This window comes from Pseudonocardia acidicola, from assembly GCF_012911935.1.
Taxonomy (GTDB): domain Bacteria; phylum Actinomycetota; class Actinomycetes; order Mycobacteriales; family Pseudonocardiaceae; genus Pseudonocardia; species Pseudonocardia acidicola.
In genome coordinates this window covers 179,235-194,088 of record NZ_JAAXLA010000003.1, presented here as the reverse complement: position 1 = coordinate 194,088, position 14,854 = coordinate 179,235, and the positions used below count along the sequence as shown (strand labels likewise).

General features: G+C 72.4%; 16 protein-coding genes. 9 read left to right on the top strand and 7 right to left on the bottom strand.

Going from position 1 to position 14,854, the window contains the following annotated elements; translation table 11 throughout:
- Positions 1–10: 10 nt before the first annotated feature.
- The 3 genes from HF526_RS03010 to HF526_RS03000 all read left to right on the top strand — a co-directional run bounded on the left by HF526_RS03010 (position 11) and on the right by HF526_RS03000 (position 1,652).
- Positions 11–190 carry a hypothetical protein gene (locus HF526_RS03010; RefSeq protein WP_169379653.1) on the top strand — a complete coding sequence of 60 codons (180 nt, stop codon included), beginning with the start codon at positions 11–13 and terminating at the stop codon, positions 188–190.
- Positions 115–1,134 (top strand): FAD-binding oxidoreductase, encoded by a 1,020-nt coding sequence (locus tag HF526_RS03005; protein ID WP_239028232.1) that lies wholly within the window; start codon positions 115–117, stop codon positions 1,132–1,134. Before HF526_RS03010 ends, HF526_RS03005 begins: the two co-directional genes overlap by 76 nt.
- A gap of 83 nt (positions 1,135–1,217) precedes the next feature.
- Complete coding sequence (locus tag HF526_RS03000; RefSeq protein ID WP_169379652.1) at positions 1,218–1,652, top strand: TIGR03667 family PPOX class F420-dependent oxidoreductase; 435 nt, start codon at positions 1,218–1,220, stop codon at positions 1,650–1,652.
- A gap of 64 nt (positions 1,653–1,716) precedes the next feature.
- Here the strand turns inward: HF526_RS03000 and purU are convergent, their stop codons facing one another.
- Positions 1,717–2,604 carry a formyltetrahydrofolate deformylase gene (purU, locus tag HF526_RS02995; RefSeq protein WP_420821581.1) on the bottom strand — a complete coding sequence of 296 codons (888 nt, stop codon included), beginning with the start codon at positions 2,602–2,604 and terminating at the stop codon, positions 1,717–1,719.
- Between the two features lie 23 nt (positions 2,605–2,627).
- The gene (locus tag HF526_RS02990) at positions 2,628–3,503 is read right to left on the bottom strand and encodes a LysR family transcriptional regulator (protein ID WP_169379651.1); all 876 of its coding nucleotides are present in this window, start codon (positions 3,501–3,503) and stop codon (positions 2,628–2,630) included.
- Positions 3,504–3,577: 74 nt separating this feature from the next.
- Between HF526_RS02990 and HF526_RS02985 the strand changes: the two genes are divergently transcribed.
- Positions 3,578–4,831: an MFS transporter gene (locus tag HF526_RS02985; RefSeq protein ID WP_239028201.1), complete on the top strand. Its 1,254-nt coding sequence runs from the start codon at positions 3,578–3,580 to the stop codon at positions 4,829–4,831.
- Positions 4,832–4,898: 67 nt separating this feature from the next.
- Here the strand turns inward: HF526_RS02985 and HF526_RS02980 are convergent, their stop codons facing one another.
- Together HF526_RS02980 and HF526_RS02975 are read right to left on the bottom strand one after the other, a co-directional pair.
- Positions 4,899–6,410, bottom strand: coding sequence for an LCP family protein (locus tag HF526_RS02980; RefSeq protein ID WP_169379650.1), 1,512 nt, complete (start codon positions 6,408–6,410; stop codon positions 4,899–4,901).
- A 275-nt stretch (positions 6,411–6,685) separates the two neighbouring features.
- A complete protein-coding gene (locus tag HF526_RS02975) occupies positions 6,686–7,180 on the bottom strand; it encodes a hypothetical protein (RefSeq protein WP_169379649.1) in 495 nt (164 codons plus the stop codon).
- Between the two features lie 639 nt (positions 7,181–7,819).
- Here HF526_RS02975 and HF526_RS02970 point away from each other — a divergent pair.
- Positions 7,820–8,233 carry a nuclear transport factor 2 family protein gene (locus HF526_RS02970; RefSeq protein ID WP_169379648.1) on the top strand — a complete coding sequence of 138 codons (414 nt, stop codon included), beginning with the start codon at positions 7,820–7,822 and terminating at the stop codon, positions 8,231–8,233.
- A 513-nt stretch (positions 8,234–8,746) separates the two neighbouring features.
- On the opposite strand, the gene HF526_RS34460 is transcribed toward HF526_RS02970, so the two are convergent.
- Positions 8,747–9,595, bottom strand: a complete 849-nt coding sequence (locus tag HF526_RS34460; RefSeq protein ID WP_211176680.1) for a DUF3817 domain-containing protein — start codon at positions 9,593–9,595, stop codon at positions 8,747–8,749.
- A gap of 291 nt (positions 9,596–9,886) precedes the next feature.
- Here HF526_RS34460 and HF526_RS02955 point away from each other — a divergent pair, with 291 nt between their 5' ends.
- Together HF526_RS02955 and HF526_RS02950 are read left to right on the top strand one after the other, a co-directional pair.
- Complete coding sequence (locus HF526_RS02955; RefSeq protein ID WP_169379647.1) at positions 9,887–10,024, top strand: hypothetical protein; 138 nt, start codon at positions 9,887–9,889, stop codon at positions 10,022–10,024.
- 88 nt (positions 10,025–10,112) lie between these two features.
- Positions 10,113–11,909, top strand: a complete 1,797-nt coding sequence (locus HF526_RS02950) for an acyl-CoA dehydrogenase (protein WP_169379646.1) — start codon at positions 10,113–10,115, stop codon at positions 11,907–11,909.
- Here HF526_RS02950 and HF526_RS02945 read toward each other — a convergent pair.
- A complete protein-coding gene (locus HF526_RS02945; protein ID WP_338051256.1) occupies positions 11,846–12,634 on the bottom strand; it encodes a helix-turn-helix transcriptional regulator in 789 nt (262 codons plus the stop codon). The genes HF526_RS02950 and HF526_RS02945 overlap by 64 nt on opposite strands.
- 124 nt (positions 12,635–12,758) lie before the next feature.
- On the opposite strand from HF526_RS02945, the gene HF526_RS02940 reads away from it, so the two are divergent.
- Both HF526_RS02940 and HF526_RS02935 read left to right on the top strand, forming a co-directional pair.
- Positions 12,759–13,817: a methyltransferase domain-containing protein gene (locus tag HF526_RS02940; RefSeq protein WP_169379644.1), complete on the top strand. Its 1,059-nt coding sequence runs from the start codon at positions 12,759–12,761 to the stop codon at positions 13,815–13,817.
- Positions 13,818–13,850: 33 nt separating this feature from the next.
- Positions 13,851–14,336 carry a DUF1059 domain-containing protein gene (locus tag HF526_RS02935; protein WP_211176679.1) on the top strand — a complete coding sequence of 162 codons (486 nt, stop codon included), beginning with the start codon at positions 13,851–13,853 and terminating at the stop codon, positions 14,334–14,336.
- A gap of 9 nt (positions 14,337–14,345) precedes the next feature.
- Here the strand turns inward: HF526_RS02935 and HF526_RS02930 are convergent, their stop codons facing one another.
- Positions 14,346–14,819, bottom strand: coding sequence for a hypothetical protein (locus HF526_RS02930; protein ID WP_420821580.1), 474 nt, complete (start codon positions 14,817–14,819; stop codon positions 14,346–14,348).
- Between the last annotated feature and the right edge of the window lie 35 nt (positions 14,820–14,854).

The following is a 14,854-nucleotide window of genomic DNA, read 5'->3' as shown; positions in this document are numbered from 1 at the left end:
GGAGGAGACGATGACGGAGACCATGAGCGGCGGCATCGAGCGGCTGCGGGGGGCGATGGAGGGGCCGGTGCTGCTGCCCGGTGAGGCCGGCTATGACGACGCGCGCGCCACGGCCTGGCGGTCACCGGTGGCACCGTCAGCGACACCGGTGTCGGCGGGCTCACCCTCGGCGGCGGGATGGGATGGCTGACCCACAAGTTCGGCCTGAGCATCGACAACCTGGAGTCCGCCGAAGTCGTGCTGCCCGACGGACGGGTGGTGCTGGCCTCGGCCGACCAGCACCCGGATCTGTTCTGGGCGCTGCGCGGTGGCGGGGGCAACTTCGGGGTGGTCACGCGCTTCGACTTCCGGCTGCACCCGGTCGGCCCGGAGGTTCATGTCGGGTTCTTCTTCTGGGGTGCGGACCAGGGTCGGGAGGGCCCGCGTGCGGCCCGGAACGCGATCCCGGGCCTGCCGGAGGAGACCGGGATCCTGATGGCGGCGGCGATGAACGCGCCGCCCGCCCCCTTCGTGCCGGAACAGCACCACTTCGCACCGGGGCACGCGCTGGTCGTCGCCGGTTTCGGCTCCGCCGAGGACCACGCACAGGCGATCGCCCCGATCCGCGAGGGTTGCCCGCCACTGTTCGAGTTCGTCGGGCCGATGCCGTACACCGCGCTGCAGCAGATGCTCGACGAGGCCGCTCCGTGGGGCGCCAGGGCCTATGAGAAGGCGCTCTACCTCGACGACCTGAGCGACGAGGCGATCGACGTGCTCGTCGAGTGGACCGGCGACAGGGCCTCGCCGCTGTCCTTCGTACCGATCTTCTGGCTGGGCGGCGCCTACGCGCGGGTGGGCGAGGACGACACCGCGTACGGCGGGCGCCGGACGCCCCAGTACGTGGTGAGCATCGCGGCCGTCTGCCTCGACACGGAGGCGCTCACAGCGGACCGGGAGTGGGTGCGATCCGTCTGGGACGCGCTGCGCCCGCTCGCGGCGGACGCCGGTGGCTACGTCAACTTCCAGACCGACCCGGACGAGGATCGGGTCCGCGCGTCCTACGGGCCGGCGAAGTACGACAGGTTGGCGCGGATCAAGGCCGAGTACGACCGGGGCAACGTGCTGCACCGCAACATGAACATCAAACCGGCCTGACGGGCGACGACGTGGCGGCCGGTACCGGGAATACCCCCGGCCGCCACGTCGTCGGAAGGAGACCTGCCGCGAGGAGGAGCCCGATGGCCGTCACCCTGCCCGACCCCGGAACCGAGTTCGGAGCCCGCGTCGCCCGCCGGTTGCACGACGAGCCGCTCGCCTGGCTGACGGTCGTCGACGGCGCCGGCACCCCGCAGCCCGCCCCGGTCTGGTTCCTCTGGGACGACGCGTCGAACTCGGCGCTGATCTACAGCCAGGGCGGGGCGAAACGGCTGGAGCACCTGCGCGCCAACCCTCGCGTCGCCTTCCATTTCGACGGTGACGGGCAAGGCGGCGACATCGTCGTGCTGACCGGGACCGCCGAGGTCGCCCCGGACGAGCCGTCCGCCGACCGTAACCCGGCCTACCTGGCCAAGTACGGCGAGCGGATCATCGGGGGGTGGCAGACCCCGGAGAACTTCGCGTCGATCTACTCGGTGCCGCTGCGTTTCCGGCCGAGTCGGGTGCGGGGGCACTGAGCCCGGGCGCACTCCCCAGAAGGTCGACTCGGCCTCCCGAAAAGGGCGACTCGCGGGGAGGGCGTCAGTGGAAGACCACGGTCTTGTTGCCGTGCACCAGGACGCGGTCCTCCAGGTGCCAGCGCAGGCCCCGGGCGAGCACGAGCCGCTCGGCGTCGCGGCCGCGGCGGACCATGTCGGCCACCGTGTCGCCGTGGTCCACCCGGATCACGTCCTGCTCGATGATCGGCCCGGCGTCCAGGTCGGCGGTCACGTAGTGGCAGGTGGCCCCGATGAGCTTGACCCCGCGGGCGTGCGCCTGGTGGTACGGCCGGGCGCCGGCGAACGAGGGCAGGAAGCTGTGGTGGATGTTGATCGCGCGGCCGGCCCACGCCGTGCAGAGTTCCGCGGGCAGGATCTGCATGAACCGGGCCAGCACGATCGCGTCGGGTTCGTGGACGTCGACCAGCTTGCGGACCTCGGCGAACGCCGCGGTCTTCGCCGCCTCCCGGTCGGGCGTCCCCGGAGCCGGGAACGGCACGTGGTGGAACTCGACCCCGTGCGCCCGCACGATGTCCTCCAGCCCGTCGTGGTTGCCGATCACCGCCTCCAACCGCACCGGTAGCTCACCCGCGGAGACCCGGCCCAGCAGGTCGTGCAGGCAGTGCGGCTCCTTGGTCACCAGCAGCACGGCCTTCTTCCGCTCGCCGGTGTCGGTGACCTGCCAGGTCGCCTCGCCGCCGAACTCGGCGGCCACCTCGGCGAAGCGGGCCCGCAGTTCGTCGACGTCGAAGGGCAGCGAGTCGGCGCGCACGACCTGACGGGTGAAGAACCAGTTCCCCTCCGCGTCGGCGTGGTAGGCCGCCTCGACGATCCAGCCGCCGGCCTCGGCGAGGAATCCAGCGATCCGCGCCACGATGCCGGTGCGGTCGGGGCAGCTGAGCGTGAGCACGTAGCGGCGGTCGTCTTCCACGGACGGAATCGTAAGAGCCGCATTCAGCCGGCTGCGAGCAGGCTTTCCGCGAGTGCGGCTGCGGCCGGGTTGACCGGGCGCGGAGTGCGGGTGGCGAGCACGATCGTCCAGTACGGGACGGGGTTGACGATGGCCACGATCGCGAGCCCCGACCGCTCCGCCACCGGCCGCGGCACCACGCTGACCCCCAGTCCGGCGCGCACCAGGTCGAGCAGCATGCTGCGCTGCGAGACCTGGCCTGCGATGCGCCGCCGGATCCCGGACGCGGCGACGAGGCGCTGTACCGCGCCGTGGAGCGTCGTCGAGGCGCCGAAGTCGACGAAGGTGGCTCCGTCCAGGTCGGCGAGCCGGACGGTGTCGAACCGGGCCAGCGGGTGGTCCTCGGCGGCGACCAGGACGAGGTTCTCGCGCCACTCGGCCAGCACCGACACACCCACCGGAGGGGCCCCGTCGAGGGGCAGGAAGCTGAGGTCGAGTTCCCCCGCGAGCAGCCGCTCCAGGAGCTCGGGGTAGGTGGCCAGGCCGAGCACCGACAGCTCGATCCCGGGGTGGGCGCGGCGGAACGCGGCCAATCGGGCCGGCAGGTCCACGCTGGTCAGCATCTCCAGCGTTCCGATCGCGACCCGGCCGCTGGACAGGCCGGCCATCGCCGCCACCGCCTCCCGGGCCGCCCCGGCGTCGGCGACCAGCCGACCGGCGGCGGGCAGGAACACGCGGCCGGCGGCGGTCAGCTCGACCCGGCGGGTGGTGCGCTCGAACAGGGCCACACCGAGCTCCGCCTCGAGGTTGCGCACCGACGTGCTCAGCGCGGACTGGGCCATCGGCAGGGCCGCGGCCGCCGCGGTGAACGTGCCGTGCCGGGCCACCGCGAGGACGTGCTCGAGCTGACGCAGCTCCATCTATCGCCCCCGCCGATGAATACCATCGATTCCTGGTGCTGGACAGAACAATAATCGCACCGCAGCCTCGAGGCATGGGTACTTCGACGGCCACGCCGTCCCGCGCCGTCGCCGCGATGACGTTCGCGACCGGCGTGATCATCGCGAACAATTACTACGCGCAGCCGCTGGAAGCCGCGCTCGCGACCGCATTCGGGGCTCCGAGTTCCGCGGTGGGCGCGGTGCTCACGATCATTCAGGTGTCCTACGCGATCGGGCTCGCGACCCTTGTGCCGCTCGGTGACCTGCTGGAACGCCGCCGGCTGGTGGTCGTGATGCTCTCGGTCACGGTGCTCGGACTGATCGTCGTCGCGGCCGCGCCGACGCTGTCGATCCTGGCCGCAGCCGGCGGCCTCGTCGGGCTGACCACCGTCGCCGCGCAGATCCTCGTGCCCTTCGCCGCGCAGATCGCCAAGGACGGCGAACAGGGGAAGGTCGTGAGCACCGTGATGAGCGGGCTGCTCATCGGCATCCTGGTGTCCCGGGTGATCGCCGGGCTGATCGCGGCGGTGTTCGGCTGGCGCGCGGTGTTCCTGCTCGGGGCCGGACTGACCGCGATCGCCGTCGTCGCGCTGTGGCGTTCACTGCCGGTGGTGGCCCCGGCCACCCGGATGAGCTACCCGCGGTTGCTGGGATCGGTGTTCACGCTGATCCGCGAGGAGCCGGTGCTGCGGTTGCGGATGGTCTACGGGGCGTCGGGGTACGCGTCGTTCGGCGCGCTGTGGACATCCATCGGCTTCCTGCTCGCCGCCCCGCCGTTCTCCCTCGGCGAGGCCACGATCGGGCTGTTCGCCCTGTTCGGAGTGGCCGGCGCGCTGGCCGCCCGGTTCGCGGGCAGGCTCGCCGACCGGGGCCGGGCGCACCCGGCCACCGGCGCGTTCCTGGCCGTGATCGCGGCGTCGTTCGCCGTGGTGGCGCTGGGCGCGCACTCGCTCGTCGCACTGGCGATCGGGCTTGTGATCTTCGACTTCGGCGTGCAGGGCAGCCACATCAGCAACCAGAGCGTGGTCTACGCGCTGCGCCCGGAGGCGCGCAGCCGGCTCAACACCGCCTACATGACGTCCTACTTCATCGGCGGCGCCACCGGCAGCGGGCTGTCCGCGGCGCTGTACGCGAGCCATGGCTGGGCCGCGGTGTGCTGGATCGGTGCCGCGTTCCCCACGGTGGGGCTGCTGCTGTGGGCCGCCGAGTCGCTGTCCCGGCGCCGGGCCCGGGCCCGCGGTTCTGCGGCACCGCGCGGTGTCGACGCCCTCACCCGGGCGGCCGGTCCGGGAGCGGAACGGGACTGACAGCCGGGGCGACCCCGGCCGCCGGCGACGAGGTGAGCCGCCGGCGGCGGTCGCAGCCTCGGCCCCGCTACTTGACGCAGGGGATGCCGCCCCCGGAGATGCTGTCGAGCGCGGACCCGGTGTCCGGCGCCGGGGCTGCGGGGCCGGACGGCGGGGCCGTCGGGCCGGCGGAGGAGCCGGCCGCGGCGAGGGACCGGGGCATGGAGAAGTTGCTGCCGAGGACGACCCGGAGGTGCCCGGAGGGCACGGCGGTGTCCTGGGCCACCGGCAGCCCGCCGAGAAGTGTCGACAACGTGTGCGCGGCAGCTGCGGAGCCGGGGCCGTAGTCGATCGTCGTGCTCTTCCGCGAGACCGAGGCGGTGCTGGTGGCGCCGGCGGTGAAGCCACTGCCGTCCAGGGCGTGTTCGACCGAGGCGGCGAGTCCGGTGCGGCTGGTCGCGTTGACCACGTCCACGGTGCCGGACCCGCCCGCGGCGGGGGCCGGCGCGGCGGACGGCGGGGCGGCGTCGGCCGGAGGCGGGCCGTCGAGCAGGTTGCGCACGATGCCCTGGACCTGGGGCACGTCGACCAGGTTGACGTCCTCGCCGGCCGGGTCCTTGCCGAAGCCGGCGATGGGCAGGGTGGTGAAGGTGATGTTCCCACCGGTCAGGTTGGAGGCCTGCTGAGCGAAGGACAGCAGGTCCAGGCCGCTGTCGATGGCCATGTTCTGCTTGGCCACGTCGATGATCGCGCTGAGCCTGGAGGGGTCGGCGAGGGTGCCGGTCTGCTTGAGCTGGTAGGCCACCGAGGCGATGAACGCCTGCTGGCGGCGTTCCCGGTCGAGGTCGGTGAAGTTCAACTCGGGGTGGACGTAGTCGCGGCGTTGCCGTACGAACGCCACCGCCTGGGCTGCGGTGATCTGCTGCTGGCCGGCGTGGAAGTCGGCGCCGGAGTAGCTGTCCTGGGTGGCCTCGTTGAGGCACACGGTGATCGGCTGGACGACCTGGGCGATCTGGTAGAAGGCCACCAGGGTCACCTCGACGAAGTGGTCGACCGGCACACCGCCCAGGAACTGGCGGACCGCGTCGATCTCCTCCTTGCGCCCGGCGTCGCGGCTGCGCTGTTCCAAGGTGGCCCTGTCCGTGATGCCCTGGGCGACCAGCTGCCGGTGTGCCTGGTCGAACGCCAGGCCGTAGGCCTGCTTGATCTTTCCCTTGGAGGTTCCGTCCGGGCTCCCGGGGAAGCTGACGTAGTCGTCGCGGGGGATCGAGATGGACGTGGCCTTGGACCCGTCTCCCGGGACGTGGAGCAGCATCAGGACGTTGGCGTTGTACCCGCCGACCTGCTGGTCCCCGGCGTGGAGCGCGTCGTAGATGTCCTGCGGCAGCGGGTTGCCGTTCTCGTCGAGGCGGCTGTCCAACCCCATGATCAGGATGTTGGTGTCGCCGCCGGAGGACTTGCCGCTCCCGCTGAGCGCGTTCGACGTCCTGATCCCGGTCGTCAGGTTCCGATACTGGTCCCAGGCGTACCCGGTGACCATCAGCACCAGCACCGACAGCAACGCGACGACGATCCGCCCGCGCCGCAGCACGCGCCCCATCCCGGGACGGCCCCCCGCCTGCCCGGCCGTGGTGAACCGTCCCGCCGCAGGCGGCCCTCGTCGGGTCGATCCTGCCGCCGTCGCGTCCGCCAGCCGGTCGGCGGGCACGCGGTCCGGGGGTCGCGGGTCCATCTCAGCCCACGGTCACCGAGCACCGCCCGGCGGCGGGCCCTGATAGCCCCGCAGCGACACGGGGCCGATGCCGACTTCGTATCCGACGGTATCCGACGGCCGGGGCGGTGTTCCCGCTGATCGTGGCCGCGGTTGCGTTCGGTTCAGTTGCTGCTGCCGCTGCCCGGGCCGCCATCGCTGCCACTGTCGCTCCCGCTGTCCTTGTAGGTGCCCCTGTCGGCGGGCTGGGCGGGGATGTTGCATCTGCCGTTGGCGTAGATCGGGCCGGGGATCACCGGCAGGTTGTCCGGGGGGTTGAGCTGCGCCGGCACCCTGCCGGTGAACTGGCTCTCACAGACGCTGTCAGCCTGTTGGGTGCCGTCCTGGCCGTCGATCCACATATCCAGGTGGGTGTCGGTGCCGGCCGGCGGCCGGGCGGCGCCGGAGTCCTCGACGATCACATAGCGCTCGACGGTGGGCAGGTAGAACTTGGTCCCCGGCTGCCACGCCATATCACCTTGGTGCCCGGGTACCGCGACCGTGAGCGGGTCGGTGAAGGTGCCCTGCCCGCCGGCCTGCTGGTGGAGCACCGGCTCACCGACCTTGGACGAACCTGGCGGATTGTTGTCCTGCCACGAGTAGCCGCTCAGCCAGATCAACAGCTGCCGTGGCGCCCCGGGTGCCGGGGGGTTGGCCGGTGCTTGCGGGGCAGGCCGCGGTTGCGGGGCGCCACCGCACGCGCACACCGCCACGACGACCAGAAACAGGACGGCGCCCCATCGAGCTCGACGGCCCCGCAGGCGTGCCGCCCTGGACGAATGGGCCACCGCGCCACGCTACAAGCGCCTATCCCGCCATCCGGCGCTCATAGCACACATTCACAGCGAACGAATAAGCGGGGGCGCGGGGTCGAGGAGACGCGACCCGCCGTGATCGACCCAACCGGGCCGCCACGTGGCTACATGGCTCCGCACACCGCGAAGGCGACCGAGATCCCCGGCCATGACGGCCAGGACGTCGCCCGGGTCAACACCGGACGGTCATCCGGCGGCGGTCTCGCGGGGAGGCTCAGTGTGCGGGGCCGCCGCTGCATGGGCCTCGAGGTCCTCACCAAGGCCAGGCAGGCGACCGCCCCAGCACCGAGCAGAACGAGACCGAGCAGAACGAGAAGGCCGCCGATGAGCTTGATCCATCGGGCGTCAAGGTCGCCGAAGCCGCTCACCGTCGAGCGAATCTCGGATCATCGTCCTCACCGCGCCTGCCCCGGCGCCCGGACAGGCCCTGGCACGATCTTGGGCATGGCCGATGACGCCGCTGCCCGACCCGCCGACGTGTTCCGCGAGCTGGCCTCGCGCCTGAACAGCCGGGAGTGGGAGCGGGCGGCGGAGCCGTACGCCGAGGACGTGGTGGTCACCAACCCGTTCGCGCCGGATGGACCGACCACGAGCACCGGCCGGGACGCGGTGCGGCAGTTCTTCGCCGGCCTCGGCGGGCGGCTCGACACCCTCACCGTCACCGACCCGACGCTGATCGACGGCGCCGACCCCGAGGTACTGATCGCCGAGTTCGCCTTCGCCGCCACCGCGGCCGGCGGCAGCGTCGCGTTCCGCTTGTCCGCGGTGTTCGTGCTGCGCGTGCGCGACGGCCGGATCATCAGCTCCCGCGACTACATCGGCCCCCGCCACGACACCGTCCCGACCGCCACGAGCTGACGCCCGGGGGTCACGGACCCGCGCCGATCGGTGAGCCTCACTGCGCGCGCAGCTCCGGGTGTCCTTCCCGGCCGTGCCCGCCGAACGGCCCATGTCCGGGATCAAGGCTCGGACGAATCAGACACGCTGTGCGGCGGTCAGTGGGCGGGCCGTGCGGGCGAGGCCGGGCGCTGGCGGCCGGGAGACGGCGATGGTACGGCCGGCGACCCGCCGATCAAGGTCCCCGATCAGGGCCGGCGAGATCGGCACCGCCCGCTGGCCCCGAGCGCGGTGACCAGCGGATCGTAGGAGAGCGGGGGTGGGATCGATCGACCCGGACTCGCGCCGATCGACAGCTCGCCTCGTGCCGGCGCGCTACGTCGGGTCCCGGCCGTGTGGGGTCGGCGCCGGCAGCAGCCGACGCGCGGCTTGAGCAGCTGTCCCCTTCCCGAGCGGGGTCCCGGGCACCGCGTTGTCGACCTGCTGAGCCCGGTGGCCGGGCGCTCGGCGACCCGTCCGACGACGAATGCGCGGTCACACCGGGACGGTCTGCTCCTCCACGAACGGGACCTTGGCCACGTACTGCTGGTAGCGCTTCACGGCCTCGTCCAGCGGCAGGTGCCCGAACTGCAGCGTCGTCTGCAGGCCTTCGAGCTCGGCGTTGGCAGCCTCGGCCGCGACGATCCGGGCCCCCATGTCCTGGGACTTGGCCAGGTTCGTCGTGACCGCGGCGACCACCGAGACGATGAGGGCGGCCAGGCACAGTAGGCGCCAGACGGTGGAGTCGCTGCCCAGGCGCAACCCGTCCTGCACCGCCTCGGCGAACTTCTCCCCGCCCGCCGCCGGGCCCGCGGTGAAGATCGCCGCCAGAGCACTGGCAACCACGCTGGTGTTCGCCAGCCGGGCCCCCCGCGGCCGGGCCCGCGCGAGGAACGCGGTGATACCGGCTCGCCGGGCGCCGATCCGCGCGAGCAACTGCTGCCGGGCCTCGGCCTCGTCGTCGACCACCGGACGCTCCTCTCCTGCCGCGCGGCCCGCGCCGCAACGACACGCTCTTCCACGATCCGGGCGTAAGATCGCAAACCGGACGCGCAGCGTTACCGCGCCGGACCGCCGGGTTACGGGGCGTTCGATCGAGTGGGGCGGCCCCGGCCGCCACCGCGCGTACCGCCGGCCGGTCCGCAACGCCCAGCGTTCGAACCGCAGCGTGAACAGCGGCGGCACGCCGGCCACGAGCGCGAGCACGGTCGTGGGCCCGCCCCAGCGCAGCCGGCGGGCCGCCAGGACCGGGATCACCAGGTAGCCCACGGACAGCGCGCCGTGGACCGGGCCGAAGACCATCACGCCGATCTCGTTGCCGACCACGACGTACGTGAACAACATCCACCAGCAGCGTCAGATCCACCGTTACGACGTCCGGGGAGGCGTGTTTGCCAGCTGGCTCCGTAGGACCCCGATCCGCTTGTGGATCTCACCCAACGCTTCCTGTTCGCTGTCCAGGACCGCGGTAAGCGCGGCACGCAGCAGCTGATCACCGGCGGGCAGCGTGGGCGCCTCCGGAGTCCGACGGTCCTCGTGCTAGCGGCGCAGGCGGCCCGGTCCGATGGCAGCGCGCGACCGTCCGGCGTCATGATTCAGCTGTCGGCAACGCGGCGGGGGGAGGTGCTGAGCGCCATGACGGACGACGAGGGTGGGGACCCGGTCTGCTGGATGAACCGGGTGTGCCCGGAGTGCGGCCGGCTGGCCGACGAGGATCCGCCCACGCGCTGCGAACGCTGTGGGGCCGAGCTGACCACGGACCGGGAGTCCTGAGATCGGTGCTGCCGGCCCGGACGGAGATGCGGATCGGCTTCCCGGCGCTGCTGTCGGCGGGGCTCGCCCCGATGGCAGTCTGAGCCCCATGCGATCCCTGCTGCTCTCGCGTCGCGACCTGGACTTCCTGCTCTACGAGTGGCTCGACGTCGAGTCGCTGACCAAGCGGGAGCGCTACGCAGAGCATTCGCGGGACACCTTCGACGCCGCGCTGGAGCTGTCCGAGCAGGTCGCGGCCGAGCGGTTCGCCCCGCACCGCAAACGGGGCGACCAGCACGAGCCGCAGTTCGACGGTGAGCGGGTGCAGATCATCCCCGAGGTCAAGGCCGCCCTCGACGTGCTGGCCGGGACCGGGATCGTCGCCGCGGGGATGGACGAGTCGGTCGGCGGGATGCAGTTGCCCGCGGTCGTCGCGCAGGCCTGCTTCCTGTGGTTGCACGCGGCCAACGTCGGCACCGCCGCCTACCCGTTCCTCACCATCGCCAACGCCAACCTGCTGCTCGCGCACGGATCGCCCGAGCAGGTCGACACCTTCGTCCGCCCGATGCTCGAGGGCCGGTTCTTCGGCACGATGTGCCTGTCCGAGCCGCAGGCCGGCTCGTCGCTGGCCGACGTCACCACCCGCGCCGAACCCCGCGGCGACGGAACCTACCGGCTGTTCGGCAACAAGATGTGGATCTCCGGCGGGGAGCACGACCTCTCGGAGAACATCGTCCACCTGGTGCTCGCGAAGATCCCCGGCGGGCCGCCCGGGGTGAAGGGCATCTCGCTGTTCATCGTGCCCCGGGTGCTGGTCGACGCCGACGGATCGCCGGGTGAGCGCAACGACATCGCGCTGGCCGGGCTCAACCACAAGATGGGCTACCGCGGCACGGTCAACACGCTGCTCAACTTCGGCGAGGGCCGGTACACCCCGGGCGGCGAGCCCGGGGCCGTCGGATACCTGGTCGGCGAGCCGCACCGCGGGCTGGCCTACATGTTCCACATGATGAACGAGGCGCGGGTCGGGGTCGGCGCGGGCGCCACCGCGCTGGGCTACGCCGGGTACCTGCACGCGCTGGACTACGCGCGCACCCGCCCACAGGGCCGCCCGGCGTCGGCGAAGGACCCGTCGGCGCCGCAGGTGCCGATCATCGAACACGCCGACGTGAAGCGGATGCTGCTGGCCGCCAAGTCCTACGTGGAGGGCGGGCTCGCCCTCAACCTGTACTGCGGGCGACTGCTCGACGAGGAGAAGACGGCGGAGTCGCCGGCCGGCCGGGAGCGCGCGCACCTGCTGCTCGACGTGCTGACCCCGATCGCGAAGAGCTGGCCCTCGCAGTGGTGCCTGGCCGCGAACGACCTGGCCATCCAGGTGCACGGCGGCTACGGCTACACCCGCGAGTACGACGTCGAGCAGCTCTACCGGGACAATCGGCTCAACCCCATCCACGAGGGCACCCACGGCATCCACGGGCTCGACCTGCTGGGCCGCAAGGTCTCCATGGACGGCGGCGCGGGCCTGCGGCTGCTGCTGAAGACGATCGGCGCCACCGTGTCACGTGCCGCCGAGGCCGGTGGCGCGGCCGCCGAGCACGCCGCGGCACTGGACCTGGCGGTCACCCGGATCGGCCAGGTCACCGCCGCGCTGTGGGGCGCCGGTGACGTCGACGCGACGCTCGCGAACGCGTCGATCTACCTGGAGGCCGTCGGCCACGTCGTGGTCGCGTGGCTGTGGCTGGAGCAGGAGCTCGCCGCGGGGGACCGCGCCGGAGACTTCTACGACGGCAAGCGCGCCGCCGCGCGGTTCTTCTTCCGCTACGAGCTGCCCCGCACCGGACCTCAGTTCGCGCTGCTGGAGAGCGTGGACCGGACCACGCTGGACATGCGCGACGGCTGGTTCTGACCCGCCGCCAGCCAGGACGCCGCGGCGCGGTTGCCCACCCCGAGCTTGCGGTAGACGTGCTCGAGGTGCTTGGCCACGGTGCGCGGGCTCAACCCGAGCCCGCGCGCGATCGCGTCGTTGGTGTGTCCGGCGGCGGCGAGGTCGAGGACCTGCAGTTCGCGCTCGGTGAGCGTGGCCAGCCCGGGCCGTCCGGACAGCGGTGAGCGGCGAGCCCGTTGCTCGGCCCGCCGCAGTGCCGACAACAGCGGGTCGCGCAGCGCGCTGAGCACCGCCCGGTCGGTGTCGCTGAACTCCCGGTGCGCGCGGCTGAGGGCGATCCCGACCACCCGGGCGCCCGGTTCGGCGAGCGTCACCGCGAGCTGGTGCCCGGTGGGTACGTGGCGATAGAACTCGGCGTAGAGCCCGAGCCGGCGGAATTGATGCCGGCTGACCAGATCGCTGATGCGCAGGGCCTCGCTGTCGCCGGTGTGCCGGTAGTGGTTGATCAGCGGGTGCTCGTGCACGTGCGCGGCGAACGCACCGAGGGGCGCGTGGTCCAACGCGCCGCGCGGATGGTCGGTGTAGTGGACCTGCTGCCCGATCTCGCTGTAGGTGGCCACGTCGCAGCCGATCAGCTCACCGAGCCCGGCCAGGGCGACGGTAGCGAACTCGGCAGCGCCGGTGAGGCCGGCGAGATCGTCGACCAGCGACACCGCCCGGTGCAGCAGGGCCAGCGAAACGTCCACGGCCGTCCTCCCCGCCCTGTTCCCGACGCGCGCGGGGTGCGCGAAGTGCGTATCGACGCTCCTCCTCCATCCCTGTTGGGTCAATCCGTCGGGTGCAGCACCGGGCGGTGCGCAGGAGGTGGTCATGAGAGCCGTCGACGAGAACACGCTGATGGAGTTCGTCGGGAAGGTCGTGGCCGACCTGGGCGCGCTGGCCTCCGCGCCGCTGGTGGTGCTCGGCGACCAGTTGGGGCTGTACCGCGCGATGGCCGACGGCGAGCCCGTGACCGCGGCGGAGCTCGCCGACCGGACCGGCACCGCGGAGCGCTACGTCCGGGAGTGGCTGGCCGCGCAGGCCGCCGGCGGTTACGTGGCCTACGACGGCGACGGCCGCTTCCACCTGGAGCCCGAGCAGGCGGTCGCGTTGACCGACGAGAACAGCCCGGCGTGCGTGCTGGGCGGGTTCGAGGGATTCACCGCGGCGGTCAAGGTCGCGCCGCGGCTGGTCGAGGCGTTCCGCACCGGTGCGGGGATCGGGTGGGACGAGCAGGACCCGGGGCTGTTCCGGGGCACCGCCCGGTTCTTCCGGCCCGGCTACGCGGCGAACCTCGTCGACTTCTGGTTGCCCGCACTGGACGGGGTGGTCGAGAGGCTGACCCGGGGTGCGCGCGTCGCCGACGTCGGTTGCGGTTTCGGGCACTCGACCCTGCTCATGGCCGAGGCGTTCCCGGCCAGCCGGTTCGCCGGCTACGACTACCACCCGGAGTCGATCGAGGCGGCCCGCAAGCAGGCGGCGGAGGCCGGGCTGGGGGACCGGGTGAGCTTCGAGGTCGCCGCGGCCACCGACTTCCCGGGCCAGGACTTCGACCTGATCACCTACTTCGACTGCCTGCACGACATGGGCGACCCGGCCGGCGCGCTGACCCACGCCCGCGAGGCGCTCACCCCGGACGGGACCGTGATGATGGTGGAGCCCTACGCGGGCGAGGAGGTCGCGGACAATCTGAACCCGGTCGGCAGGCTGTTCTACGCAGCGTCGACGCTGGTGTGCACCCCGGCGTCGCTGGCCCAGCAGGTCGGTGCCGCGCTCGGCGCCCAAGCCGGCGAGAGCCGGCTGCGCGAGGTCGCTCACGATTCCGGCTTCACCCGGTTCCGCCGCGCGGCCGAGACGCCGTTCAACCTCGTGCTGGAAGCCCGCCCCTGATCGCAGGTCTTCGAGGAGGTCACCGTGGCCAGGATGACGATCGACTGCCGGACCATGCCGAGCGAGACCGGCTGCACGCTCACCATCAGTGGAGAGGAGGAGGAGGTCCTGCGGGCCGCCGCCGCCCACGCCGTCGACGTGCACGGCCACACCGACGGTGAGGAACTGCGCAGCGGCCTGCGGCAGGCCCTCACCCGGGGCGCCCCGTTCGAGGTGGGCCCGGGTGCTTTCGTCCAGCTCATCGAGTTCCGCACGCAGCGCCCGGAGGAGTTCACGGCCACCGAGGAGGCGTGGGCCGAGGCCATCGGACCGGACCGCACCGCACGCTGGGCCATCACCGCCGAGGACCGGAACCACCGCGGCGACCACGTGCAGATCGTCGGGTTCGACGACTACGACTCCGCGATGGCCAACTCCAAGCATCCGGCCACCGCGCGGTTCGCCGAGAAGCTTCGCGCGGTGAGCGAGGGGGACCCGGTGTTCCACGACCTGGACGTCCGCCGGGCCACCGCCTTCTGACCGCCCGCCCTACCGGGGCTGCTCGTCCAGCGCGCGCTCGATCCGGTCGAGCGCGGTCCGGATGGTGTCGCCGTAGCCGGCGGCCGCACCGTCGAGATGGTGCAGCCGTTGCCGGGCGAGGCCCAGGTGCTCCCGGGCCCGGGCCGAGTCGCCGAGCTTGCGATAGTCCTCGGCCAGGTTGAGGTGCAGCGACGGGTAGAAGCCCTGCACCCGCAGCGTGGAGTGGAAGGCCTGCGCGCGCTCGTCGGTGATCGCGGCCGCGGCCGCGAGCGCCCGCAGATCCCAGGCCAGCTCGGCAGCGGCGTCCGGTTGGACGTCGGCGGCGTAGTGGGCGAGCACGCAGCGATGGAACGCGTCGCCGTCCTCGCCCACGTCGGCCCAGAGCGCGTCGAACTCCGCGGCGGCGCCCGGCGCGTCACCGCCGCGGGACCGTTCGATCGCCGCGGTGATCCGGGTCATCACGGGATCGGGCCCATCGCTCACGTCGCCTCCTCGGGGTCGGGAGGGACGCTAGCGGC